Here is a 25,512-nt window from a genome sequence, read left to right as displayed (position 1 = left end):
GCCGCGGGGCGGGGGCCGGGGCGGCGAGGGCCGGCCGGTGACCGCGGCGGGCGTGCCGGGAGAACGGCATCACCAGCCAGCCGGCCGCGGCCCATCCGGCGGCGAGCAGGGCGTCGACGCACCACGGGCCCCAGCCGATGGTGCTCTTCGCGGCGACGTCGACAGCGGCCGCGAGCACGAGCGGGGACCAGCGCAGGAACTTGCGTCCCGTGCCGGGCTCGTCGCTCTTGTACGCCAGGACCATGCCGCCGACGCCGGCGGCGCCCGCCAGCTGCACGACGGTGTTGACGTGGCTGTCGGGGCAGAGGTTCGGGGCCGCGGCGAGGACCGGGGCGGCCAGGGTGTAGAGGGTGCGCTCCAGGGCGACGCTGCGCGGCACGGACACGGGAGGTTCTCCTTCGGGAGCAACGATGGGCGGCCCGCCGTCGTGGCGGGCCGCCCATCAGGTACTTCGGCGGGGTCAGGGTGGGGTCAGTGGGCGAGAAACCCGGGCTTGGGTGTGCGCTCCCTGCGGCTGGAGCGGATGTCGTCCAGGGCCTCGTACAGCCGCGCGTGCGTGCGCTGGGCGTCCGCGGCCTGGCCGGAGACCTCCTGGGCCGTCTCGTGGAGCTTCTGGACCTCCACGGCGGCTCCGCCGAGGGCGAGGGCCACCTGGTTCGTCATCTCCACGAACGTGGGGTCCAGTTCGGCGTTGGCGATGTTGACGGCCAGGCCCTCCGCGCGCTGGGCGTTCATGCGCATGCCGCGCAGCAGCGTTTCGAGTTCGATGCTGGCCATGTCCATGGCCTTGCTCAGGCTCCGCAGCTTGCTCTGGACGGCCTTGTAGCGGTTGTCGCCGTCCGTCGGGGCGGCAAAGGTTCCGGGGCGGGGCGTGAGGTCGCTCACGGCGAACTCCCCTTTCCTAGTCGTGGTGGGCGGCGGAGGAGGCGTGGGCCAGGCCCGCCTCGTCCATGGCCTTGATGTCCTCGCCGTAGACGCGGCCGACCGCCATGGCGGCGAGCCGGGCCGCCTCCGAGGCGATCTCGCACTCGGTCGCGCACCGCTCAGCCAGCTGCTTCATGCGCGTCGCGGCGTCGGCCAGGTCCGTGATCTGGTCGACGACGTCGGTGGCGATGTTGTGGTCGCCGACCAGGTCGGCCGCCATGTCCCGCAGGGAGTCGGCGACCTTGCCCAGCGAGACGGCCAGGTCCTGGGCTCGTTCCTTGTCGAGCCCGGCGGCGATCGCGATGTTCACGATCTCCATCAGGTACTCGTCGAAGGTGATGTCGGTGCGGTGCTTGGCTGCCAGGCCGGCCTGGCCCGACGTCTTGCTGACTTCCGATGCCACGGAGTCCTCCTGTGCAGTGGGGCGGGTGGTACCAGGACGCTGGGTGTGGGGCTCCGGGGCCCGGGGGAGACTCGCCGGCCTGGAGACGGTGGCCCCGAACGGATCGGCCGCGTCTTCGACGACGACCGCGTCCGGGATGTCCTCAGCCTCTTCGGGCTTCGGCGGGCGGGTCTCATGCTCGGGCCACTCCACCGTCGGGGTGGCCTCCTCCACGCCGAACGGGCTGCCGGCCGAACGCTCACGACGCCCGCTCTGGCCGGTGCCGGCGGTACGGCCGCGCCGGAAGTGGCGCCACTTCTTCGAACCGTCAGACGGCCCGTCACCGGCCTTCGCGTCGGTGTCACCGGAGCCGTCAGAGGGCTTCTCACCGCCCTTCTTGCCGTCACCCGACTCCTTGGTGGCGGAGCCGCCCTTCGGGCCGCCAGCGGCCGCTTCAGGGCCGCTCTTGGGCATCTTCTTGGTAGTGGCCTCGGAGTCCTTGGCCTTGTCGTCCTTCGCGGCCTTGTCCGTCTCGGCTACGCGGCGCTTGTCCCAGCGGCGCTGTGCTTCCTCCGCCACGGCCGCACCCGGGGTGGAGCGGTCCTCTGCGGCCTTGGCTGCCTCCCGCTTCGCCTTCCTCGCGGCCCTCCGCTCGTCTTTCGCCGCGCGGCGCCGCTCCCGCTCCGCCTGCCGGTTGGCGCGGTCCTGGTCGCGGTCCTTGCTGCGGTCGGCGATCTTGGCGGCCTGGTCGGCGCTGCGCCGCTGCTGCCGGGCGGCCTGGCGGGCGGCTGCGCGCTCCTGGCGGCCGCGGGACCGGTCGGCCCGGGGGCTGGCGGCCGGCGAGTTCTGCGTCCTGCCGCCGTCGCCCGTCGAGCCGCCCTTGCCCGACCCGGAGCCGCCAGGGCCGTTCTGGCGGCCTTTCGGGCCGCCGGACGACTCATTGACCTTGGAACCGCCCCCACGGCCGCCCGCGGAGCGATCAGAGCCCTTCCCGGCACCCTTGGGCGAGTTGCCGCCACCGGAGCCGCGACCGGTGCCGCCGGGCCCGTTCGTTCCCGAGCCCCGGCCGCCGCCGGTGCCGCCCCGGCCTGAGACGCCGGAGCTGCCGCCGCCTGCGCGTGAGCCGCCCCCGCCGCCGGCCTTCGAGCGGCCACCCTTGTCGGCGCCCAAGCCGGAACTGAAGGACCGCGCCCCATCGGCCTTGCCGCGCGCCGCCGCCTTGTCAGCCTTCGCCTTCATCTGCGCGGCGTGGAGCTTTCCGTTCTGCTCCATCATCGCGACTTCCTGCGCGGTACGCGCTTCCAGAAGCGCGGCCTTCCGCGCTATTTCAGCCTCACGGAAAGGCGCTTCACTTTCATGGAGTGCCCGCGCCTTTTCCAGCCGGAATTCCAGCCAGTCACCGAGCCGGTCCGCCAGCGAGCGCGGCTGCACATATTCATCCTCCTCAATATCGTCCGCGCCTATTCCGCCGGGATCGGCGAGCGGAATTTCACGAGAGGAAGCCAAAGCCGCTTCCGGCCGGGGTGCCGCCGGGACAGCGGGCAACTCCAGAGTGGTTTCTTCCGGGGACTCCGGAGGGATCGCGGGCCGCTCACTGGCGTCCGGGAAAAGGCGTCCGGGGTCCGGCAATTGCGGGGGCCGGTCGGTGACATCGGTCCCGACCGGGAAATTGATGAGTCGCCCTTCGGTGTCGTCTGACACTGCTCTCGCGTCCTCCTTCAGGGCTTGACAGGCAGTGACCGCCTCGCGTACGCGTGCGCGCGCCTGGGCGCCTGGGCGCGTGGGCGCCTGGGCGTTGGACACGCCGAAGGGGCCGCCGCGTGACAGTGGCGGCCCCTTCGTGACGGGCGGGCGGTTACTGGGTGTGCTTGAGGTAGACGGCGTGCAGGTCGTGCGCCAGCTCCCTCAGCCCGGCGACGTCGCCACGCTTGAGGCATTTCCTGCCGTGCGTCTGCACGAGCATCACCAGGAAATAGAAGGCGCCGAGGTCCTCGCCGTGTCGTTCGATGAACGAATCACGCTGCTTCAGCAGGTATTCACGGGAGCGCTGAGCACGGAGTTCGGATTTCAGGAGCGGGCGATTCACGCCGAACGCTCCTTACCGAGGTCGTAAATCGACCTAGGGCCACCATACCCCGGATTCGGCACCTGTCCACTCTGCTGCGGCGGATTCGGTGCGGCCTGCAGCGGCTGCGGGTTCTTCTTCCGCTGCTTTTCCAGCTCCTTCTCCTTCCTGGCCTTGGCCGTATTCACAACGACCTCGTCGTGGGCGCGGCGCTTGTAGGCGCTCTTTTCCAGGCCCGAGGTGAGGTTGTTCAGATTCCTGAGAACCTGCCCGAGGGCCTTTTCCACGGGCATCGCGCGCAGCCTGGCGTGGTACCAGCGGTCGCCCTCCACGTGCGTGTCACGCAGGTGCACGCGGGTCTCGTGCGCGAGGGTCTCCAGGTTCTTGCCGATGTCCAGCAGGACCCGCTGAACGTCGGCCAGGTACCGGGCGGTTGCCTCCGGGCTCTGCGCGACGTCGCGCAGGGGGGAGTGGTTGGGGTCGGTGCTGTTCACGGGGGATTCCTCCTGCTGTACTGGGGATCTGGGACTGCTTCCGGCAGTCGCAGCAAGGGCCAGCCCAATAGCCGTGGGCTGGCCCTCACTGGTGTGTGCCGGACGATGGAGCGGCTGGATGTCAACGGGAGTCCCGCCGACGCGGCAGCAAGTACGGGTGGCACCACCAGCAACCAGAGGCACGGTCGCGCATCGTGCGCGCGCCCATTGCATTCCTCAGGTCAGGTACTTGTCCGCGTCCTCGGGTCGCAGCAGGCCGGCCTCCTTCAGGAGCCGGATGGCGCGGGTCTGGTTGACGCCCAGCTGGGTGCGGACGCGGCTGATGTTGACGAAGCCGTCCGTCTCGCGTGGCAGCTCCTGCACGCGCGGGAGCAGTTCGGCGTCCGTACGAGCGGGTGTACCGGTACGCCCGGCGGTGGCCGTTCCGCTTACCCGCGGGCGGGCTTGCGTCGTACTGGTACGCGCGGACGGAACGCTGTCGGCCGGGGTCGTGCGGGCGGTGACCGTACTGGTACGCGCTCCGCCCTCGTACGCGGCGGCGCTGGTACGACCAGAGTGCTCCGTACTAGTACGCGCTTCCTCGCTCGGGGCGGCCTGTACGCCGCTTGTACGGGTACTGTACGCGCTGGTCAGGCCCGCATTCGTTGCCGCCGGGGCGGGGCGGGGCGGGGGGCCGTGTCCAGGTTCCGTACGAGCAGGGACGGGGGCCGTACCGGCGGGGACGGGACCGGCTGACGCGCCGTACGAGTCCGTACCGGACGGGCTTGTACGGGCGGGCTGCGTACCGGTCACGCTGTCCGTACGAGCGGCCGTACTCGTACGTCCGGTCGTTCCGGTCGCCGTGTCCGTACCACCGTGTCCGTCCGTACCGGCGTCGTGCATGAGCGAGTGGACGCGCCAGATGACGGCCACGAAGATCAGCACGACGAACGTCGTCAGCCACCACGGAGCCGACGCGCCCTCGGGTACAAGGTGCGCCTGCTCCGACAGGTGGAAGACCACGTTGGCCGACGCCATCAGTGCCAGCGCCGCTCCGATGTCCTTCTTGGTGCGGAAGGCGGTGACGCAGTAGACGTCGATGGACACCGGCAGCAGCGGGGCGACGTACGGGTGGATGCCAACCATGCGAGCCAGCTCGTACTCGCCGGAGGCGGCGAGGCCAACGCCGGCGGCGAGCGCGATCCACGGCGCGGTCCTCCACGCCTTGCGGCTGAGCTTCTGATGCCAGCCACGCCAGCGGGAGTTGGCCCGCTTGGCCTCGCGGGCCTCATCGAGCAGCCGACGGGCGCGGGCCTCATCAGCCTGCGCCCGGTCGGTGATGCCCTTGGCCTTGCGCTGCGCCTCCGAGGTGATGCGGTCGGCCTCCTTCTGCGCGGCCTGCCGCAGCTGCGCGGCGACGGTCTTGGCTTCCTCCCTCAGACGCTCGCGCTGCTTGTCGCACGCGGCCTTGAGCCCGGCCAATTCGTCGGCGAGGGCCTTGCGCTTGCCGGCGGCCTCCGCGTCGAACTGATCGGTGAGCTTGCGCAGCTGCTCGCGCAGCTCGGTGCGGGCCTGCTCCGCCTCGGCGTGTGCGGCGGCGACGTGGGCGTCGGCCTCGCGGCGCCGGTCGTCGGCGGCCTTGACCGCGTCGGCGTACAGCGCTTCCGCCTCAGCACGCCGGGCGTCGTAGTGTTCGGCCGCCGTCTTGGCGAGCTGGGCGAACCGCGCGCGGGCCTGCTCGACTTCCCGCTGCGCCGCGGCCACCAGTTCGTCGGCCTGCTCCTGAGCGCGGGCGAGGATCTGGCCGGCCTCGGTGCGGCGCTGGTCGACCAAAGCGCTGATCTCGGTGAGGTCGGCTTCGGCTAGGCGGCGCAGCTCGGCAATCGCGGTCGCCGTGGCCTCACGGTCGGTGGCGGCCAGCTCGGTCAGGCCGGTGACCTGCGCGCGGGCCTCGCTCACGATGGTCTCGGCACGCTCGCGTGCGTCGGCCAGGAGACGGTCGGCTTCACCGCGTGCCGCCTCCAGGTCCGCCTTGGCCGCCATGCGCTGGGCGCTGGCCTCCTGGTCGGCGTCAGCGGTGATGCCCGCGGCGCGGTCCTGCGCCTCGGTCAGCAGCGCCGTGACCTGCTCGTGGGTGTCGGTGATGGTACGCGCGGCGGCCGACTCGGCTTCCGTCTGGACGGAGGCGGCCTGCTCGCGTGCGGCGTCGATGATGTCGGCGGCCCGGTCGCGGGCATCCGCGACCCGGGCCAGAACCTCCCAGTCCGTCCCCGGCTCCACCGGGCCGACCGGGGCCGAGGGAGCCGCGGCGGGGAGGGCGGAGGCGGTGGGCTGCGAAGCCGGACGGGGTGCCGTCGCCTTCTTACGGGCGGTGGGCCTCTTGTTGCGGGTTCGGGTGGCGGCCACGCCGCCTCCTTCCGAGTCGAGTGCCGCCCGGGCAGGCGGCGATTCAGCTGGGTCAGGTGCGCTGCGCGGGCAGCGCCGCGTCCTGCGCCAGGTGCTGGCGCAGCCAGGCGACGGCGGCCGGGGTCATCGCCCCGGTGTCCGGCTCGCTGAGCGGCGCGGTGTCGATGTCGCGCATCGCGTCCGCCGGCGGGAGCAGCCGCATGTAGTCGGGGTCGATCCCAGCGCGGGCCCGGTTGCCGCTCAGCTCGGTCAGGTCGTAGAGGACCTTGCCGGTGCCAGCCTGCTGCCAGGACCGCTCCACACGGCCGACGAAGGTGTGGCCGGGCAGCCCGAGCCAGAACCGTTCGGCGTCGCGGAACAGGACGATGTCGCCCCTGGTGTAGGTGACCTTCGGCCGTACGGCCTGCGTCTGGGTCTCGGTCACGTGCTCTCCTCACATCGCGTACGCCGGCCCGGAGGCCGGCGGGTCCGGTCTGTCCGGCTCCCCGTCACCGCCCGACCCGGCCGCCCGTGAGCCGGCGGTCGGTGCGGGCGGATCAGGCAGCCGTCAGGCCGCGGCCGCGACGGGCCGGTGCGGGGCGATGGCCCGGCCGTCGGGGAGCAGCTCGCCGGTGTCCTCGAAGAGCAGGACGCCGTTGCACAGCAGGCTCCAGCCCTGCTCCGGGTGGGCGGCCACGACGTGCGCGGCCTCCCGGTCCGGGCTGTCCGCGGTCGGACACGGCGGCGTGTGCGTGCACAGGGAGGGCGGCAGGAAGGCGGTCATCTGAACCTCCGAAAACGTGAGCCGGGGCGTGTCGGTCAGGGCCGCTGCTGTCGGCGCTGGCGGGCGAGGTAGGCGTCCTGAAGCCGGGTGAAGGCCTCGAACAGCCGCTCGCCGTCAGGGCAGCGGATGGTGTCGGTGCAGCGGCTGCAGGTGGTGGCGTGCGCCCGGTGGGCGCGGTGTGCCGCTTGGTAGCGCTGATACAGGTCGTCAGGCACGAGGCTGTCTTCCGTGGAGGTGTCGGCGGGTGGGGGGAAGGTCGGCGACACGGTGCCCTGCCTCCCAGGCCGCTGCCGCGGTCACCGCGGCGGCCGCGAGCAGCAGGCGGGTCAGCGGGTGCGTGGGGCCGATCAGGGCTGCGGCCCGCGCCGCCCGGTGCTGGGCTGCGCGGGCCGCGTGTATGAGGTGGGGCATACGGTTCAGCGGCAGGCGTCGCAGACGCCGCCAGACCAGCCCTCGAACCAGCCACCGCACACGGAGCACTGGCCACCAGCGGTTGCAGCGGCCGGCACGGGGGCCGCATCCGGCGTTGGAGCGGTCACGCTGGAGGGCGGGCAGTCGGTGCCCGTGCAGTTCCACCGGCCGGACAGCGGGCAGGCGTCGTCCGCCATCGTCACCGTCTGCGCCATCCGCTCCTGCAGGCGGGCCCGCGTCGCGGCGACGGTGCGCGGCACGCGCGGGTGGGCGGGGATCGCCGCGTCCTGGGCGCGGACGACGGCCAGGAGGTGCCGGCCGAGCCGCAAGTGGGCGTCCCGGTCTGCCGTGACCGGGTGGGGGCGTGTCATGCTGTCGATCACAGGAACTCTCGCTTCCTGTAAGGACAGCCCCCCGGCAGGGTCGAAGCTCCGGGGGGCTGTCGCCCATCGACTGGCCGGACGGCCAGCCGCGGCCCGTCTCCCCTCGGCACATCCCCGGGGGAGAGGGACCGTGGCAGCCCGTCAGGCCGGCGCCTCCGCACGCGCGCGGTTGCGGGCCGCGCGGCGCCGCAGTGAACGCCGCTCGCCCTCGCTCATCCCGCCCCACACGCCATGGGGCTGGTCGGTCTCCAAAGCCCACTGCAGGCACTGCTCGATCACCGGGCAGCGACGGCACACCGACTTGGCCTCCTGGATCTGCAGCAGGGCCAGACCGGTGTCGCCGACCGGGAAGAACAGGTCAGGGTCCTCGTCGCGGCACGCCGCGCTGTGTCGCCAGTCCATCAGTGCAGCCCTCCCTCACGGCCGGCCGGGGCCTTGTCGGCCTCGCGGACCAGGTAGTCGGACGTCGTCCAGGCCGACCCGACGACGAACGGCTCCGCACCGGGGCGGAGAACGTCCTTCACGATCAACGCCCACTGGGCGCAGCGGCGCTTCAGCAGCTCACGCGCCCGCTTCGGGTCGCGGATGAGCGCGATCACCTCGAAGGCGCCGTCCTGGTTCTGGTAGATCGCGCCCGGCTGGCGGGGGCCGATCTGCTCGTCGATGACCCGGCGCAGCGCGTCCAGGGTCGTGGAGTCGGGCACCACCGCCGACGCGGCCGGCGGCTGTGCGATGCTGACGGTCATCAGGGCCTCCCATACAGGCTCTGTGTAGGGATCAGCTCGGGGAATGCCCGTCCCCGAAGCTGCTTGCGGCCCCCCGGACTTCCTGTCCCGGGGGCCGTGGGCTTGCTGTACGAGCGCCTCGGCCCGGCCGCCCCTTCTACGGGGTGGCCGGGCCGTGGTCGTTTATCCGGAGCGGATCAGCTCGCGCGGCGCTCGGGGTGCAGCGTCGTGAGCGGAACCGGCGGCGCTCCCAGCGGCGCGGCACCGGCGGGCAGCTGCGCGCGGCGGGTGTCGGCGTCGCGGACGGCGGACTCGGTCGACGCCCACTTCATCTCCCGCAGCAGCCACAGTGGGCGGCTGTCCCCCAGCTCGTCGGCCGCCGGCTTCTGCTTCTGTGCGGCGATCTGGCTGACGGCCGGGGCGACCGCGACCTTGGGCTTGCGCCGCACGGTGGTCCGGCGACGGTGCACGGTCTCCGCGTTGCCGTCCGTCAGGCACTCCTCCCACTTCCGGACCGTGACGTCGACGTTGACCAGGCGGTTGCTGCCCAGGCGGCACCGGACGGCCTCGTCCTTGCCGGCGCGACCGGTGTCGTGCGGCACGACCTTGGGGCTCTTGGTCTGGAGGCCGGTGATCGGCACCCACGTCTTGCAGTCGGGGCAGACCAGCGATGCGCAGGCGGGGCGCAGGTCGTACTGGTGGGGCCGCAGGGTGGAAAGGGCCAGCGCCGGGCGGGCGTTGACCGTGCGGGAGCGGGTCCTGCTGCGACGAGGACGGGCGGTGCGCTCAAGGGTGGCGGCGGACATCTGAACTCCTCACGGACGGGAGTGGCGAGGGCGCGGGTCGCGATGCTCTCTCCGCCCTCCGGGCCGCACGGCACACGGCCGGCGTCCCGCAGGACAGACAGCGCACAGCGCTGCGATGTGCACACAGTCGTCGCGGCCGTCAGGCTCCGGGGGAGTTCGATGGTGCTCTCAACCCCGGCCGCCCCGAAGGGCGGACGACGAATACCTGGGCAACTTCGATATCGAAGTTGCAGTACGATGGTGCGCGATCTCCCTATCGATGTCAAGCACTTCGATAGGGAAGTAGCCTCCTCGCTATGTAAGTCGCGAGCCGTAGCTGACGCTGGGCATCGAAGCCCTTAGGATCGCTAGCGAAGTTAGGAGACACATGGCAGGCGGAAAGGGCTCTGAGCGGCCCAGATACCTCCAGATCGCTGACGAGCTGAAGGCTGCGATCGAGCGAGGGGACTACCGACCCGGTGATCGGCTGCCGGGGGAGAACGCCCTTGCGCCGCAGTACGGCGTCGCAGTGATGACCGCTCGGCGAGCGCTGCGCGCACTCACCAACGAAGGGCTCGCCGAGTCCCGGAAGGGCGCGGGGGTGTTCGTCCAGGCTTTCCGCCCCATCCGGCGACGCGGCATCCAGCGTCTGGCACGGGACCAGTGGGGCGCTGGGAAGTCGATCTGGTCCGCTGATGAAGACCGGCCCCTGACGGTCGACCAGGTGTCCGTACAGGAGGTCGTTCCGCCGACGCACATTGCCGAGATGCTCGACCTGGGCGCTGGCGAGACCGCCTGCGCCAGGTCCCGGCGCTTCGTCCTGGATGGCCGGCCGGTCATGCTCGCCACCTCGTACCTGCCCTACGCCCTGGTGGAAGGGTCTGCGATCACCCAGGCCGACACCGGGCCGGGAGGAACCTACGCTCGTCTCGCTGACCTCGGACATGGTCCGGTTCGCTTCCGAGAGGAAATCCGCGGACGGCTGCCCACTGCTGAGGAAGCGGCCACGTTGGGCATGTCCCCTGAGCGCCCTGTCCTGAAGATGTGCCGGACAGCCTTCGACGCCCAACAGCGAGTTGTCGAGGTCAACGAGATGACTCTCGACTCCGCCTCGTACGTGCTGGACTACGAGTTCGATGCCTGACGGCAAGCAGGAGTCGATGCGGGCACGGCGCTGGGGTGTGCCCGGGATCGCCATGGTTCCTCCGGCCGGGATTGGGGGTGTGGATCAACAAGAAACAGCATCCGCACCAGGGACCTTGAGCGAGATGTCCGGCCGTGGAAGTGGTGTAGCAACAGCGTGGCAATAGGGCCGTTGATGCCTGGAAGGTGACCGCCAAGGGGGTGTGTAGTGATCGCTGTGGACAGGTGGACAGGTGAGGAGGCGCTGCTGTTGCGGTCGGTGATGCGAGCGTCTGTGCGCGAGTTCGCCGGTCGCCTCGGCATCAGCCCCAGGACCGTCTCGAACTGGCAGCGGAACAAGGCGAGCGTCTGTCGTCCCCAGATGGCGCAGATTCTGGACACGGCACTCCGACAGTGCACCCCGGCTGAGCAGGAGGCGTTCAGCCTCCGTCTGGCGGCGCTGCGTGGAGCGTCAGCTCCCCTCAACGCGGAGTCGGCAGCACGGCCGGCACGGTGCACGGTCGTCTCCCACAAGTTCTTGCCGGTGTACCTCGGTGAGTGCAGTGCACCCCTCTACGCTGCGGGTTCGCCAAGCGAGCCTGGGCCTGGCGGCTTGGAGCGGCGAGCCCTGCCAGCTGACCATCCCTCCGCAGAGTCGTCGACGGTGCACATCTACGCCTGCGGTGTCGCGGTGGTACATCTCGAAGAACACCACCGCCTCGAGTCGTTGACCGAATTGGCGTTGTGGCGTTACCGCACATACCTGAAAGAGCCGGGCTGGGTAGGGGAGTGGATGGCCCACCTGCTGGCCCGCCACGGCGACAACAGGGACCAGCCTGCCCACTCGCTCGTTCCGCAGTACGTGCTGTCGGCCTACGAGCTCCGCACACACTCCTGGTCAAGCGCCGGCCTGGACACGGCGCTCCAGCTGCTCGCTACGCCATCGGTGCTGGTCAACCGGCAGAATCCGGCAACTGTGGTACCGCTCGGGCCAGGGGTCGAGGAAGCCAAGTTCCGTGAGGGCTGGGCTCACCCCGAAGCACTGACGTTCGATGGCGGGGTATCCCGCGGCGTCGTCGGCTGGTCTGGTGTCGCCTATCACCCGCGGTCGGACGAGCGGGCCTTGACCATGAGCCAGATCGTGGCCCTTGAGCTCGACGTACAGGCCCTCTGGGCCCTCTCGTCGCACATCCTGCACATGATCGAAGACGGCCAGGACCCGGTGATGCCGGCGGCCTACGGCTGGCGCTTTCTACGCAGCGCCTACGTCCGGCTCACTACCGCACGCCCCACCGAGACCGCCCAACACCGGGTGATGCGCGAGGCCATCCTGGCAACCAGCGACCTTCCTGATCGGCTGCGCGCCGCCCAGGACGCTCTCCGAGACAGCAATCCGTGACGGCCATGTGGAAGGCGGAGTGGATGGACCCTCGATCGACAGCGCTGCTGGTCATTGATGTGCAGCAGGGCTTCGTCAACCAGCACAGCCGCGGAATCATCCCTGCGGTTGTTCGGCTGGTGGAGGGCTGGCAAGCAGCCGGCGCTCCCGTGGTGCTGTCACGGTTCCACAACCAGCCTGGATCGCCGTACGAGACGATCACGGGATGGACGCGATTGCGTACTCCCGAGGAGCAAGCCCTCGTTGCTGACCTGGCTCCCTTCGCTGCCACCGCCGCCGCGATCATCGACAAGCCCCAGGCGTCAGTGTTCACCCGCGAGGGCGCCCGGACCATCCGCGAGGCGGGCTGGACCGATCTGGTGTTGTGCGGCATCGACACGGACGCGTGCGTATACGACTCCGCTGTCGCTGCCTATCAGGCCGGTTACCGGCCGTGGATCGTCACCGACGCTTGTGCCTCCACCGGCGGCGCCCGCTACCACGACGCCGCACTCCTGCTCGCCGCCCGGAACATCGGCGCTGAGCAACTGGTCACGAGCGAAGTTGTCTTGTCCCGAATCAGCGGAACGCAGGGAGCCCACGCATGAACACATCGCACGAGACCGATGTGCTGGTAGTCGGCGCTGGCCCGTCAGGCGTGGCGGCCGCGGTGATGGCGGCCAGCCTGAACCTTCGAACGGTCATCGTGGAGGCTGACTCAGTAGGCGGCAAGTTGCATGTCATCGGGGCGCTGGAGAACGTCCCTGGCAACTGGTCGACCGGCCCCCAACTTGCTGAAGCCCTTGCCGCCGACCTGGATCGCCTACAGCAGGCTGATCGATGCTCCGTCGTCCATGGCCGTGCGGCGAGCGTCACCGGCTACGACGACCGAGCGGAGCTCGTACTCGAGGACGGACGCGTACTGAGTGCACAGCTGATCGTGGTCGCCACTGGCGTGGCCGCTTTGGCCCCTCCCGACGTCAACTGGATCAGCGCTCCCGCACATTTGTCCGTGCCTCTGCTGTGGTGCACTGAGCCTGGAGACCTGGCAGGCCGGACCTACGTCCTCGGAGGGGACCGCCCCCTCGGAACATGGCTCCGCAGCCATCCGCATTCCTCAACGACGCTGCACGTCCTCTGTCCGCCAGCCGATGACTACAAGATCGCCGAAGTCGCGGGGGATGAGCGCGTGCGCATTGTGCCCATCTCGCACGTCGTCCTGTCGCCGATGGCCTACGGAGACGAGTGGAGCTTGCAGGTCAAGGACCGGCAGGGTGAGCGCAGGTCCTACGTCGCCAAGACGGTGTTGAACAACCTCGGCAATACGCCAGCAGGTTTGGATGGCCTTGCCTCGAGCGAGGACGGCTACTGCCCTCCCGGCAAACAGCACCCTCGGATCCGGGTCGCCGGCGACTTGAGGTCAGCCCAGTTCCAACGCATCACGGCAGCGCAGGGCTCTGGGGCGGAAGCCGTGCTCTCGTCCTACTACGCCTCGGTCCTGAAGCCATGCTGAGGCTAGACGCCCACCGCCCTATCGACGTATCGACGCCTGCTCGCCAAGATCGATCCCGTGGTGTATCTTTCAGGGATTCAGTGATCATGAGAGGTTGGGGCATGTCCGACGCGGATCCGATGCAGCGGGTCAACGCTCTCCTCGACGACGTCCTGCCGGCGCCGCGCGTGCGTCAGCAGCTTCGCCTCGCTGCGGGGCTCACCCAGCAGGAAGTCGCGGACGCCGTAGGCGTGAAACGCTTGGCTGTAGCCCGCTGGGAGCTAGGTCAGACCCACCCCCGGCGGCCCCACCGCGCGGTCTACCTTCACTTGCTCAAGGGGCTCGCGGAACGTTTCCCCGATGTCGCTGAGCTGGATGCGGGCAGCACGACGCCGGCCTCCGAAGGGGGGTCGGGATGACCTAGCGGCCATCGGCCGCGCGCGTCGATAAGTGGAGTGGCATCCACTTGGCCCCGCGCGGCCCGTCTCGCCGACTGGCAGGTCGGCTGCCCAGTTCCGGAATTTGGCGCCGGTTCTGGGCCCCAGCTCAACGAGCTGGCTCATCTCACTAGCAACACCCCGCTTTGGCAAAGCGGGTCCACCCGGTCGCCCTTGGCAAGGCGACCACCCCGGCCCTTCAGGAGCCCCTTTGGCAGGGGGCCTCTGGAGCGCCAAGTGCTTCACCCCGGGTTCCGGCAGCTTTGGCAGGCCGTCGGCGCTCGGAGCTCCACTTGGGTGCTCGGCCCGCTCCTCACGGAGGGGGCCTGGTGGCGGCCGGTCCACTCCGTAAGGAGCGGACCGGTTGGTGCCTCCCAGTCCGTTCGTCGGCCCGTCCCGCTTCGCGGGCTGGTCCGACTCGCACATGAGAGTTGGTGTCCCCGCCATAGTGCACGACCTGACGTCCCTTTGTCAGCTCGACCGTGTCCGATTCAACCCGGTTCGAGCCCCCCGCGTTTCCCGTGTGACGGGATTCTCTCGGCCGTTCTGCGTAATTTGTACGGTTTGTTCGAATAACAAGTTGATCACGGGTGTCACACGGTCGCCCGGCGAGGTGGACGCCGACGGTGCCCGGCCTCTGTCCACAGGGCCTGTCCCGCAGGCTCTCGGGATGCTCAGCTTCCGGCCGCCGTCCACGGTCGTCTTCCCTTGTGGCGGGACGCGACCAGAGGTTTCTGCCCGCCGGGCGGGAGCGCTCGGTGGTCCTGCTGCTTCGCGGAGTCTGTCCACAGGCGGCCTGCGCAAGGCTGCCGGGATGATCTCTACCTCGTCCGTCCGGGCGGGCCGGTGAGCGCCGTGGCGGCGCCGGCCGCCGTGATGGTTCCTGCTCCGCGTGCGTCGGTCGACGGCGACGGGGCGGTCGGTGTACTGCCCGAGCTGTGGGTGCCCGAGTCGGGGCAGTGGTTGTCGTCGTCGACGGGCCGGATCGCGCCGGATGGCTACAGCTGGATGCAGGCGGTGCACTGGGTTGCAGGGTCGGGGCTGTACCAGCCGCGGCGTCACCGCTCCAGTGGGCTGCGCTCGTTCAACGCGACGACGGTGTACGTCGCACAGCTGCTCGCGGAGCTGTCCCCGTGCTTTCCGGGCCTGGGCTATCTGCAGCGGCGTACGGGCCTGTCGGAGCGGATGGTGGAGTACCACCTGGCGGCGCTGCGGGAGACGGGGCTGCTGGCCTACATCGTGAAGGGCACGCGGAAGCGGGGCGAGCCGCCGCAGGCCTCGGAGTTCGCGCGGATGATTCCGGTGGCGTTCGATGAGGCGCTGGGCATCCGGACAAAGCATCACAACCAGGACGCGCCCGCGTACACCCGGGTGATGACGGGGATCGCGGAGGCGAGCCGGGAGCTGATGGCGCGTCTGGCGAAGCTGGCGGCCCGGAAGGTGCGGCAACCGCAGTCGAAGACGTCCTCGAGGGTTGTGGCGAAGGGCGCCCGGAGGGGGTCTTCCGGGACCTGTGTGACGGCTGTTTCGCCAGGATCACGTTGCACCCCAATGGGGGGTAGTTCCTCAAGCGTTTCTACTGCGGGTGGTACATCCCTCCCCCCTGAGAGCAAACTCGCAAGCGGACAGCGCAAGTCCCCCACCCCGAAGAAGTCCAAGGTGAAGGCCCGCAGTGGCCGGAAGCTGAACGCCGTGGGCCGCCGCTTCCAGTTGGCCCGCGAGCTGACCCAGGAGCTGGACTGGCTGCGCGGCTGCTCGGTGCCCCGGATCGCCTGGGTGGCACGGCACGTCGCTGATGCCGGATGGACCGTGACCGACGTGCGCGCGTGGCTGCACTTCCGCGGCGGCGACGTTGCTCGGGTCCGCCGGGGATCTGGCCTGCTCGCCGTCCTGCTGTCGAACGCCGTGACCATCCTGGACACGCCGGCCAAGCGCGCCGAGGCAGTCGCCCAGTGGCGGGCTGCTCAGGAAGCAGCCCGCCGTCACCGCATCCAGCAGGTCCGTGCCCAGCGGGAGCGGTTCGAGGGCGACTGGGAAGCCCCCCGTAGCAGTGCCGTCACACGCCAGGTGTCGCAGGCGTTCGCCCATGTCCACGAGGTGGCCAACGGCGGCCGCAACCACGACCAGGCCCCGGCGGCGGATGCGCTGTCCGAGCAGGGGCTGGTCGACCCGCAGTTCGACCAGATGCGCGCCCAAGCGGAGGGCGAGCTCATGAGGGGTGTAACCGACCTGATCGAGCTGGCCGTCGACGCCATGGGCCGCGAGGCGGCCGAGCGCATTTATGGCGCTGACCTGGTGCGCCGCGCCCGCCAGCTGGCGAGCGCTGCCCGCAGCTCGCTGATGACTCTCACCCACCGGTAGGAGGCCCAGATGACCGAGACCCCCATCCCCGCGGAACAGGCCGCCGTCGACTGCCCGGCGCTGTCCGGTGTTGATCTCGCGCGGGTCGCGCTGCACGCCGCCCGCGAGGCCGCGCGCAAGGGCGGCGCCAGCGAGGCCCGGATTCCGCGCCGCCGCCACCAGGGCGCTGCTGTGAAGCGTGACGGCCGCGAGCCGGCCGGGTTCGCAGCTGTACTCCAAGGCCTCATGGCGGAGCGGGCCTGGGCCATCCCGGCCGCTGGCGGCAGTGTCCTGGACCACTGGCCGGACATCGCGGCCGCCATCTCGCCCCGGCTGCCCGAGCACGTCCAGGCCGTCGCCTTCCACCCGGAGACCGGCCAGCTGGACCTGCGCCCGGACTCGCCCGCCTACGCCACCCAGCTCCGGCTAATCACCGCCCGGATCATCACCACAGCGAACCAGGCGGCCGGCACTGAAGCCGTCCGCACCGTGCGGGTCCTGGCAGCCAGTGCGACACCCGCACCCCGCATGCCAGAGTCGGCCTCGCACACCGCGGGCGAGTCCCAGGCGCCGGTCAAGACCCGCGAGATGGCCAGTGACGGCTACCTCCAAGCGCTCGCCGCCCACCAGGCCGCCCGACCCGACCGGCACGTCGACCCCGCGATCGCGGAAGCGATCGAGTCGCAGACCCGCGCCCTGCGAGAGCTCAGCCGACGCGCCTTCCCCGACCCGGACCCCGACGAGCAGTTCAGCCCGATCGAAGTCGCCCGGGCCCAGCGGCGCCGCCAGGCCGCAGCCACCGAAGCCGCCGCACTGCGCCGGGCCCGGGCCGAACGCGCTCAGAGGGCCGGCCGTGAGACAGAGACCGCGCAGCTGCCGGTAGTGCAGCGCACGGCGTGAATGCGCAGGTCGGTCGCATTGTCGGTGGTGTCCTCTACGATCCAACCCAGTTGCAGTTCAGAGAGGTTAGGGGGGTGAGCGAGTGCGGCAGGAAGTCCTTCGGGCGTTCCAGTTCGCCTTGGATCCCACCCCCGGGCAGGTGGAGGCGTTAACCCGGCATGCGGGTGCGGCGCGGTGGGCGTTCAATCACGCGCTCGGCATGAAGGTGGCCGCGCACCAGCAGTGGCGGCGCGAGGTCCAGGCGCTTGTGGGCCAAGGTGTCCCGGAGGCGGAAGCCCGTAAGAAGGTGCGGGTCCCGGCGCCGTCGAAGCCGCAGATCCAGAAGCACCTGAACCAGATCAAGGGCGACTCCCGCACCGGCGGACTGCCGGAGGGCGTGTACGGGCCGGAGCGGCCGTGCCCGTGGTGGCACGAGGTGAACACCTATGCGTTCCAGTCCGCGTTCATTGATGCCGACCGGGCGTGGAAGAACTGGCTCGACTCCCTGCGCGGGGCTCGGGCAGGACGCCGGGTGGGCTACCCGCGGTTTAAGAAGAAGGGCCGCGCGCGGGAAGCGTTCCGGCTCCACCACAACGTGAAACGACCGGCAATCCGGCTGGAGAGCTACCGGCGACTGCTCCTCCCGCGGATCGGCTCGGTGCGGTTGCACGAGTCCGCGAAGCGCCTGGGTCGCCTGATCGGCCGCGGTGATGCCGTAGTGCAGTCGGTGACTGTCTCCCGGGCCGGGCACCGATGGTACGCCTCCGTGCTGTGCAAGGTCACCACTGATCTGCCCGATCAGCCCACCCGCCGCCAGCGGCAGCGCGGCCGCGTCGGCGTCGATCTCGGCGTTAAGCACCTGGCCGTCCTCTCTCAGCCCCTGGAACCCGACGATGCGGTCACGGCGTTCGTGACCAATCCCCGGCACGTCCGCAAGGCCGAGCACCGGCTCGTCAAGGCGCAGCGGGCGCTCGCCCGCACCCAGAAGGGCTCAGCGCGGCGGGACAAGGTGCGGCGCCGGGTAGCCCGGCTGCACCACGAGGTCGCCGTGCGGCGCAGCACCGTCCTGCACGCGCTGACCAAGCAGCTCGCCACTCGTTTCGCCGAAGTGGCCGTCGAAGACCTCAACGTCGCAGGGATGACGCGCACCGCTCGCGGCACCGTTGACAAGCCCAGTCGACGCGTCCGTCAGAAGGCCGGCCTGAACCGGGCCATCCTTGACGCCGCGCCCGGTGAGCTGCGTCGCCAGCTCACCTACAAGACCTGCTGGTACGGCTCTACCCTTGCGGTCCTGGACCGCTGGTTCCCGTCCAGCAAGACCTGCTCCGCCTGCGGGTGGCAAAACCCACGCCTCACGCTCGCGGACAGGACGTTCCACTGCACCAACTGCACGCTCGCGATCGACCGGGACCTCAACGCCGCACGCAACATCGCGGCCCACGCCGTCCCTGTCGACCGACCTGTCGCCCCTGGTAGAGGGGAGACACAAAACGCCCGCGGAGCCCCCGTAAGACCGCCTGGCCCCCGGGCCAGGCGGCAGGAGGCGATGAAACGGGAAGACACCAGCCCACCCAGGCCGGTGCCACCTCAGCGGAGTGATCCGCCGACGCTCTTCACCCACAACCACATCGGACACGAAATGGCAAAGCAGGTCTGACACTGCTGGTCAGGAAGTGTTGGACCCGCGCAGGCGGGGAGCGACCGCGTGGGAATCCCGTCGGCCGCAAGACCCGGCCGTTGGACCCGCGCAGGCGGGGAGCGACCCATGTAGCTCAGCTCCTTTTCTCTTGGCTGGGAGGTTCGACCCACGCATGTGGAGAGCGACCATGGGACAAGTCCAACCCAGCCACCCGGCGCTAGTCCGATCCGTGCGGCGGGGGAGTGACCGACGATCACGCACCGCCACAAGCCCCGCGCGATGTCCGACCACGCCTGTGGGGGAGCGACCGTCCAGGATGTTCTGGAGGCAGTCACCGATCAGGTCCGACCACGCGGGCAGGGAGCGACTTGGAATGAGTCCGAGGCCGCAGGCTTAACCAGGTTCGAGTAGTGCGTGGGAAGAGCGACCGGAACGAGGAACCGACCGAGGCTGACACCCCCCCCGCAGCTGCTGCCGCCCTGCTGATGGATCCGGGAGCACCAGGGCTCCCCGTACGGACGCTGCGCCCCTACCGAGTGCTGGCCAGAACCACCCCTGGGACAGAAGCCGTTCCATCGCACCGGCCGCGTACGGCGCCGCACAGCGGTGCTGTCAGCCCTCTGCCTTACTGTGGCGAGGTCCTTGCCGACAGTGACGTGCCCGGTGCTGTGACGCCGGAGGGAGTGGAGTGGGAGTGCGTTCTACGGCTGAAGCCGGTCAGCGAACCGAGACGGGGGCGCAAGGCCCCGGGCTGACGGCGCTGAACGCCGACCAGTGGCACGACACGCTCAAGCAGCTCGCCGGCCAGGCTGAAGCCGATCCAGCTGTGGCCCGTGAGGCGGTGCGCCGCCTGCGGGTTGGGGCGCTTTCCACGCGTGACCTGCGGCTCGTGCTGCTGGCAACCGGACACCTGCCGGGCTGGCAGAAGGTCCGTCGTGCGGTGATTGACGCTCTCACGGATGATCCGGAGACTGCCCGGCACGTCCTGGTCCTGCACACCCAGATCGAGGTGTGGCCGTCGCCTCAGTACGAGCAGGTCCAGCAGCCGCAGCCCGGTGCGCCGGCCGCCTATGCCGCCCGGGTCGGTCCCGCGGAGGCGCAGGTCACCGGTCCTGTCCAGCAGGCCCGCACCAGCCGGGAGGCCAAGGACCGGGCGGCGCTCGCCCTGCTGGCCCACCTCGCCGGTGTCACTCCGGCCGGTCGGATGCCGGCGCAGACCGGTGCGGCTGAGCGTCTCGTGCTGCCCGGCATGCTGACGGAGGTCTTCGAGCAGCGCCTGCTGCAGGCCCTGGCGGCCGGGCAGGGACCTGATGGTGAGCTGGAAGAGGAGGCGCTGCGTCGGGCCGGTGCGGGGCGGCTGCGTCACCGCGACATGTACCTCCTTCTCTTCGACGTCCGAGGCGATGCCTGGGACCGTGTGCGGATGGCTGCGCTGGAGCGTGCGGCGGCGATGCCGCCGGCTCCGGCCCGGCTGCTGCACTGGTTCGCCGAACAGCACGGTGAGCCCAATGGCCTGTCCTACGAGGAGGAGTTGGACGCCGCCGAGGGCCGTCACCGGGTGCGGGCCCGGCTGCAACTGGAGAGCACGCGGGTGGGGTCGGCTCGGTCGGCCTGGTCACGCAAGACGGCCCGCCACTACGCCAGCTGTGCGCTGCTTGCCGAACTGGTCGGCCTGCCCGAGCCCGAGCCGCAGACCGAGGACAAACGGGCTGAGCCCGTCCGTATCACGCTCCCGGAAAAGGGCCAGGACCCGATCAAGACGCTGAACAAGCACTACCAACGTGACCTGATCACCAAGCCCGAGGCGACGCTGCGCTCACTGGGTCCACGCGCGGAGTGCACCTACACCTGCCAGCACCGCAACTCCGGCACTAGCGTTCAGGCCACTGGTGCCGGCCCGGACAAGGAGGCGGCGCGGCGCGCGGCCGCGCTGAAGCTGCTGCACAAGCTGCGCAGTGTCGACGCCGCCGCGTTGCGTTCCTCTGCCGCCGGTCGTCGTGCTGGCCAAGCGGCCTCTGCCGTCGCCGAGTCCGCACCAGCACCAGCACCAGCACCAGCACCAGCGGAGGCTTCCGTGCTGGCCGGCCGTCTCGAGCGCCTGCCGCTTCAGCCACAAGACCACCATCCGGTCGCCTGGATGCGTGAGGCGATCGCAGCCGGCTGCCCCGTCATCTTCGAGCCCGCCGCAGGTGCCAGCCCGGCGGCGTGGTGGGTGCACGACAGCGGTCCGCGCGCGCTGCCGATGACCGATCTGCCCGCTCCGCTCGTCGCCGGACGCACCACAGCAGGCGCCGGGTGGCGGGTTCCCCTTGCCGACGGCCTGCCCGCGGTGCACCAGCTTGGCGCTGGCGCGCACCCGAGTGCGGTGTTCTGGCAGCGGGCGGTGCACATCGCCCTTCAGCTCGTTCAGGCGGAGCTTGTCTATCCCGCCCTCGACGAGGGGGAGCGGGCTGTATGGCGTGCGGGGCCGATCCCGGCAAGCGCCGACGAGGCGCTCGGCGCTCTCGCCGATGCCGCACCGCCGGCCGCGTTCCCCTCTGGTATGGCGGCGCGGGAGGCGCTCACCGCGTGCTGTGACGCGGTGGCCGACACGCTCGTGCGCACTCCGGCCGCCGCGCTGTTCGGTGCCGGCCCCTGGACCGCGTCAGCGCCCGCTCCGGTCACAGCGGAAACGCAGCGTACGGTGCGCGACTGGCTGGACCGTGTGGAGGATCAGGCGGACGGCGGTCCGTCCCCGCAGCTGATCCTGCGCGTCCAGTCTCCCAGTGACGAGCAGGCCGCGGCCGGTCGGCTGACCGCCGACCTGCTCCTTGCTCCTGTCGGATCCAGCCCCGGCGCGCCGGGCGAGGTCCCCGCTGCCCGTGTATGGGCTGGCACCGCGCGCCTTGAGGGGGAGAGCGCCGACACCGTGCGGCCGCGGGTGCGGCGGGTCCTGCGCCGGGCAGCGCGCAGGTGCCCGGCGCTGGCAGGGCTGGCCGGTGAGCATGATCCGCAGCGCTGCACTCTGCACTCCGGCGCGATCACGGTGCTGCTGGAGCAGGAGGCTGAGATCGCCGAGGCAGGCGTCCGGGTGGTGTGGCCGGAGCGGCTGCGTACCGCCTTGTCGGCGGCCGCGGTCGTCGGCACGGCCGGCGCGAGCCCCAACGCGGGCGGCCCGGCCGTAGGAGAGCGGCCGCGGTTCAGCGTGACGGCCTTGCTCGACTTCCGCTGGCAGCTCGCCCTGGACAGCGCCGACCTCACCGAAGAGGAGATGGACGCCCTCGCCGAAGCCGCCCGGCCGCTGGTCCGCATCCGCGGGCAGTGGGTGCTGGCCGACCCGGTCATCGCCCGGCGTGCCCGGCACCGGCTCTTGGGCCAGCTGCCGGGGACGCAGGCGCTGACTGCCGCCCTGACCGGCACGGTCACAGTCGCCGGCGACACGGTGCCGTGCCGGCCATCTGGACCGCTGGCCGACATGATCGACGTCTTGCGGCGCGGAGAACACCATGATCAGACGGTGCCCGCCCCCGCTGGCCTGACGGCCAGCTTGCGCGGCTACCAGCAGCGCGCCCTGACCTGGCTCGCCCACGTCACACGCCTCGGGTTCGGTGCCGTACTCGCCGACGACATGGGCCTGGGCAAGACGCTCAGCGCGATCGCCTTCACCTTGCACCACCAGCAGCACACGCCCGGCCCGACCCTGGTGGTCTGCCCGGCGTCCTTGGTGACCACCTGGTGCCGCGAGGCGGCCCGCTTCGCTCCCCACCTGCCGGTCGTCGCCTACCACGGCAGTGACCGCACCCTTGAGGCGGTCACCGACGCCACCTTGGTCGTCACCACCTACGGCCTGCTGCGCCGCGACGCCGCCCGCGTCGCCGAACAGCCGTGGGCCTTGGTCATCGCTGACGAGGCCCAGCACGCCAAGAACCCCGCCTCCTCCACCGCGCGACAGCTGCGCGCCCTGCCCGCAACCACCCGCCTGGCGCTGACCGGCACCCCGGTGGAGAACAACCTCTCTGAGCTGTGGTCGCTGCTCGACTGGACCAATCCGGGCCTGTTCGGGACGCTGAAGACCTTCCGCTCCCGCTGGGCCAACACCGCGGAGAAGGACCCCCACTCGGCGGAAGCCGCCGAACTGGGCCGTGTCGTCGCCCCGTTCCTGCTCCGCCGGCGCAAGAGCGACCCCGGGATCGCCCCTGAACTGCCGGAGAAGATTGACCAGCCGCGCCTGGTGCAGCTGACCACTGAACAGGCGGCCCTGTACGAGGCGGTCGTCCGCGAGACTCTGCAGCAAGTCCAGGCCGCCCGCGGCATCGAACGCAACGGGCTGGTCTTCAAGCTGCTCACCGCGCTGAAGCAGATCACCAACCATCCCGCCCACTACCTGCGCGAACAGCCGCCCACGCCCGACCAGGCCGCCGCGTTCGCGGCGCGCTCGGCCAAGACCGCGGCGCTCACCGACCTGCTGGAAACGATCCGGGCCCGCGACGAGGCCGCGCTCGTCTTCACCGGCTACGTGCAGATGGGCCACCTGCTCACAGCCCACCTCACGCACCTCGGATATGACCCGCTCTTCCTGCACGGGTCCACCCCTGTGGCCGAGCGCCAGCGCATGGTCGACGCCTTCCAGGCCGGACGCCACCGGGTGATGATCCTGTCCCTCAAGGCCGCCGGAACCGGTCTGACCCTCACCCGAGCCGCCCACGTCATCCACTTCGACCGCAGCTGGAACGCCGCCGTCGAGGACCAGGCCACCGACCGTGCCCACCGCATCGGCCAGCACCGCACCGTCAGCGTCCACCGCCTGATCACCGAGCACACCGTCGAAGACCGCATCGACGAGCTCCTCACCCGCAAGCGGGCCCTGGCCTCCGCCGTCCTTACTGGTGGGGACCAGGCGCTGACCCAGCTCACCGACCAGGAACTAGCCGATCTCGTCGCCTTGGGAGAGCGCCGATGAGCGTGCACACCACCGCCGGATGGGCCCGCGCCCTCACCAGCGCCCTCCACCAGGCCACAGGGGACGCCCGTCTCCACGACGAGGCGCGACGCCTGCTCGCCGCCGGCCAAGCCGGCCCGCTCAACGTCAACCAGGGCTTCGCCACCAGCAAGTTCCCTCTGCCCGATGGCCGGGTCGCCCGGCCCCGTCTGCTGGTCACCCCCCTCACTGCCAGCGAATGGGACCGCATCGAGGCTGCGATCTGCGCCCGCCCCGACGCCGCCGACCTCGCCGGCACTGCCGCCATCAGCGACCAGCTCACCGACCCGTCTCTCACCGCCGGCGTCCCGATCGCCCCCGACCCGCAGGACATCTCCCACACCTGCACCTGCACCCCCGACGCCGCCAGCACCGCGTGCCCCCACTCCGTTGCCGTCGGCATGCTCCTCACCGAGCGGGTACGCACCGCGCCCGCCCCGCTGTTCACCCTGCGCGGCCGCCCCCACCAGCACCTGAAGAAGCGGCTGCGAACGAACAGCCCGGCACCCCAGCCCGCCGGCCCCACGGCTCCCGCCGCCCGCCCTCTCCACGACAACACCCCAGGGCCCGCGGCCCCGGTGCCGGCGCAGGTCACCCGAGCACTCCGGCCGATCCCGGACCCGGTGACCCTGGACCTCACCCAGGTGCGCCTTGTGCTGCATGCTTCACTGCCCGAACCCCCTGAGCCGCTGCCGGGCACCGAAGCCCTGCGGGCGCTCGCGGCGGACGCCGCTCACCGCGCCGGCGCCTGCCTGGACGGGCAACAGCTGCCTGACGGCCACACTCCCGGCGGGGACATTGCGCGATTCCTGTCCCTGCCGCACGGCGCCGCGTTCCGGCAGGCCGCCATGGACCACCTCGACCTGGACGTCGTCGGCATGGGACACCTGCAACTCGCCTACACCCAGGGCGGACCGGTCGGCGCCGCCGTCTACCTCGAGGCGTTCAGCGTCGACCACGACACCCTGGCCCACGCCCAGGCCAGCATCCAGCCGCTGCGTCCCGCGCCCACAGCCACCATCGTGTGCGAGGACAACCGGGTCACCGACGAGGCGGCCGGCATCCAGCTGAGGTACGGGCCGGACGGACGCTGGTACCCCTACCGCGCCCCATACGGCGTCTGGCAACCCGTCCCCGGCCCCTCGCCCGATCCCGCCCAGGCCTACCGCGCCGCACGCCGCTCCAACCAGCGCATTTCGTAGCAGAACGTTCGGCGGCAGGCCGATAAGATCGGCACAGAACCGGCTCCTGACATGAGCCGGATGCGCCTCCGCCCACTGCCAAGGCCGGATCGGTGCACCGCTGCACACCGGTGGCTCGGGAGCAGCATCGTCTCGCCTGTGGCAGCAGGCAGACCTTCCTCGGCTGGAAACCGGGGTCCCGGTCGGCCCATGTCGGTGACGCGTCATGGGCCGACCACCAGGCATGGAGCTCTGTCCGGAGCTTCGCCGTATCCACCTCGCACGCCATGGGCGTGCCTCTGCCGGACGGCGCCTCGCTGTGCACCGCGCCCTGGCGCCCGCCGGTCCGATGTAGGGCTGCTCATCACTCCTCCAGCGCGGCTGTTTTCCCCTGCCAATGGGACGGATGGCGCAGCCGGGTAGACAGCAACCCAGCTCACGGGACAGGGACAGTCCGCTGCCGTGGCTGTATTGGCGTCGCACCGCGATTCGCGATGTACCCGGCAAGAAGGTGGGTGGTACCCGGTCGGCCGAACCGCTGGTGACCTGGGCGCATCGCTCACGTTGTCTTACCGTGCCCGCCAGGCGAATGTGCCCCTGGGGGCGCTGCAGGAGGTAGTGGTGAGGCGAGCAGTGCCGCCGTCCGTCCGTGAGCGGGCTCGCGCCAGGAGTTGCCCGAACTGCCGGGCCGGGCCAGGGGAGAAGTGCGCGCCTGATCGGGCCGGTCGCTCCCAGCTGCACCGCGGGCGGATTTTGGATGCCCGCCGCGC

The 25,512-nt window shown here is 70.8% G+C and carries 22 protein-coding genes and 2 pseudogenes; 11 read left to right on the top strand and 13 right to left on the bottom strand.

Annotation, left to right across the window (positions count from 1 at the left end; genetic code table 11):
* From GV126_RS33535 to GV126_RS33475, 13 genes and pseudogenes are all read right to left on the bottom strand, one after another.
* Positions 1-385 (bottom strand): annotated as a pseudogene (locus GV126_RS33535) (chromosome segregation protein ParM); the annotation flags it as partial.
* 86 nt (positions 386-471) lie between these two features.
* A complete protein-coding gene (locus tag GV126_RS33530) occupies positions 472-885 on the bottom strand; it encodes a conjugal transfer protein TraB (protein ID WP_159674890.1) in 414 nt (137 codons plus the stop codon).
* Between the two features lie 16 nt (positions 886-901).
* Positions 902-3,007, bottom strand: coding sequence for an ATP/GTP-binding protein (locus tag GV126_RS33525; protein ID WP_236570351.1), 2,106 nt, complete (start codon positions 3,005-3,007; stop codon positions 902-904).
* A 154-nt stretch (positions 3,008-3,161) separates the two neighbouring features.
* On the bottom strand, positions 3,162-3,392 hold the full coding sequence (locus tag GV126_RS33520) for a carbohydrate ABC transporter (RefSeq protein WP_159674888.1): 231 nt from the start codon (positions 3,390-3,392) through the stop codon (positions 3,162-3,164).
* Positions 3,389-3,865 carry a hypothetical protein gene (locus GV126_RS33515; protein ID WP_159674886.1) on the bottom strand — a complete coding sequence of 159 codons (477 nt, stop codon included), beginning with the start codon at positions 3,863-3,865 and terminating at the stop codon, positions 3,389-3,391. The genes GV126_RS33520 and GV126_RS33515 overlap by 4 nt, the downstream gene beginning before the upstream one ends.
* 216 nt (positions 3,866-4,081) lie before the next feature.
* The gene (locus GV126_RS33510) at positions 4,082-6,250 is read right to left on the bottom strand and encodes a hypothetical protein (RefSeq protein WP_159674884.1); all 2,169 of its coding nucleotides are present in this window, start codon (positions 6,248-6,250) and stop codon (positions 4,082-4,084) included.
* A gap of 52 nt (positions 6,251-6,302) precedes the next feature.
* Entirely contained in the window at positions 6,303-6,674 is a 372-nt protein-coding gene (locus GV126_RS33505; protein ID WP_159674882.1) for a hypothetical protein, read from the bottom strand.
* 123 nt (positions 6,675-6,797) lie between these two features.
* Complete coding sequence (locus GV126_RS33500; protein WP_328707377.1) at positions 6,798-6,989, bottom strand: DUF5999 family protein; 192 nt, start codon at positions 6,987-6,989, stop codon at positions 6,798-6,800.
* A gap of 59 nt (positions 6,990-7,048) precedes the next feature.
* On the bottom strand, positions 7,049-7,228 hold the full coding sequence (locus tag GV126_RS33495; protein WP_159674878.1) for a hypothetical protein: 180 nt from the start codon (positions 7,226-7,228) through the stop codon (positions 7,049-7,051).
* Between the two features lie 201 nt (positions 7,229-7,429).
* A complete protein-coding gene (locus GV126_RS36010) occupies positions 7,430-7,795 on the bottom strand; it encodes a hypothetical protein (RefSeq protein ID WP_201299977.1) in 366 nt (121 codons plus the stop codon).
* Between the two features lie 153 nt (positions 7,796-7,948).
* Positions 7,949-8,209 (bottom strand): WhiB family transcriptional regulator, encoded by a 261-nt coding sequence (locus GV126_RS33485; protein ID WP_159674876.1) that lies wholly within the window; start codon positions 8,207-8,209, stop codon positions 7,949-7,951.
* A complete protein-coding gene (locus GV126_RS33480; protein WP_236570350.1) occupies positions 8,209-8,553 on the bottom strand; it encodes a hypothetical protein in 345 nt (114 codons plus the stop codon). The genes GV126_RS33485 and GV126_RS33480 overlap by 1 nt, the downstream gene beginning before the upstream one ends.
* A gap of 176 nt (positions 8,554-8,729) precedes the next feature.
* Positions 8,730-9,338 (bottom strand): hypothetical protein, encoded by a 609-nt coding sequence (locus GV126_RS33475; protein ID WP_159674874.1) that lies wholly within the window; start codon positions 9,336-9,338, stop codon positions 8,730-8,732.
* A 367-nt stretch (positions 9,339-9,705) separates the two neighbouring features.
* Here GV126_RS33475 and GV126_RS33470 point away from each other — a divergent pair, with 367 nt between their 5' ends.
* The 11 genes and pseudogenes from GV126_RS33470 to GV126_RS37815 form a co-directional block, all read left to right on the top strand.
* Positions 9,706-10,461 carry a GntR family transcriptional regulator gene (locus tag GV126_RS33470; protein ID WP_159674872.1) on the top strand — a complete coding sequence of 252 codons (756 nt, stop codon included), beginning with the start codon at positions 9,706-9,708 and terminating at the stop codon, positions 10,459-10,461.
* Between the two features lie 642 nt (positions 10,462-11,103).
* Entirely contained in the window at positions 11,104-11,838 is a 735-nt protein-coding gene (locus tag GV126_RS36955; protein WP_236570349.1) for a hypothetical protein, read from the top strand.
* Positions 11,835-12,425, top strand: coding sequence for a cysteine hydrolase family protein (locus tag GV126_RS33460; RefSeq protein ID WP_185948133.1), 591 nt, complete (start codon positions 11,835-11,837; stop codon positions 12,423-12,425). The genes GV126_RS36955 and GV126_RS33460 overlap by 4 nt, the downstream gene beginning before the upstream one ends.
* Positions 12,422-13,330: an NAD(P)/FAD-dependent oxidoreductase gene (locus tag GV126_RS33455; protein ID WP_159674868.1), complete on the top strand. Its 909-nt coding sequence runs from the start codon at positions 12,422-12,424 to the stop codon at positions 13,328-13,330. Before GV126_RS33460 ends, GV126_RS33455 begins: the two co-directional genes overlap by 4 nt.
* 101 nt (positions 13,331-13,431) lie before the next feature.
* On the top strand, positions 13,432-13,728 hold the full coding sequence (locus GV126_RS33450; RefSeq protein WP_159674866.1) for a helix-turn-helix transcriptional regulator: 297 nt from the start codon (positions 13,432-13,434) through the stop codon (positions 13,726-13,728).
* A gap of 864 nt (positions 13,729-14,592) precedes the next feature.
* The gene (locus GV126_RS33445; RefSeq protein WP_328707376.1) at positions 14,593-16,107 is read left to right on the top strand and encodes a transcriptional regulator; all 1,515 of its coding nucleotides are present in this window, start codon (positions 14,593-14,595) and stop codon (positions 16,105-16,107) included.
* 9 nt (positions 16,108-16,116) lie between these two features.
* Positions 16,117-16,986: a DciA family protein gene (locus tag GV126_RS33440; protein WP_159674864.1), complete on the top strand. Its 870-nt coding sequence runs from the start codon at positions 16,117-16,119 to the stop codon at positions 16,984-16,986.
* Between the two features lie 82 nt (positions 16,987-17,068).
* Complete coding sequence (locus tag GV126_RS33435; protein ID WP_236570348.1) at positions 17,069-18,622, top strand: RNA-guided endonuclease TnpB family protein; 1,554 nt, start codon at positions 17,069-17,071, stop codon at positions 18,620-18,622.
* A gap of 922 nt (positions 18,623-19,544) precedes the next feature.
* Positions 19,545-23,543, top strand: a complete 3,999-nt coding sequence (locus GV126_RS33425) for a DEAD/DEAH box helicase (RefSeq protein WP_159674862.1) — start codon at positions 19,545-19,547, stop codon at positions 23,541-23,543.
* Complete coding sequence (locus tag GV126_RS33420) at positions 23,540-24,763, top strand: hypothetical protein (RefSeq protein ID WP_159674860.1); 1,224 nt, start codon at positions 23,540-23,542, stop codon at positions 24,761-24,763. Before GV126_RS33425 ends, GV126_RS33420 begins: the two co-directional genes overlap by 4 nt.
* 441 nt (positions 24,764-25,204) lie before the next feature.
* A pseudogene (locus GV126_RS37815) lies at positions 25,205-25,501 on the top strand (zinc finger domain-containing protein); the annotation flags it as partial.
* Positions 25,502-25,512 lie beyond the last annotated feature (11 nt).

It is taken from the genome of Streptomyces mexicanus, assembly GCF_902506575.1.
GTDB classification, from domain to species: Bacteria; Actinomycetota; Actinomycetes; order Streptomycetales; family Streptomycetaceae; genus Streptomyces; species Streptomyces mexicanus.
The sequence above is the reverse complement of the archived record's forward strand: the minus strand, read 5'-3'. Positions and strand labels throughout refer to the sequence as shown.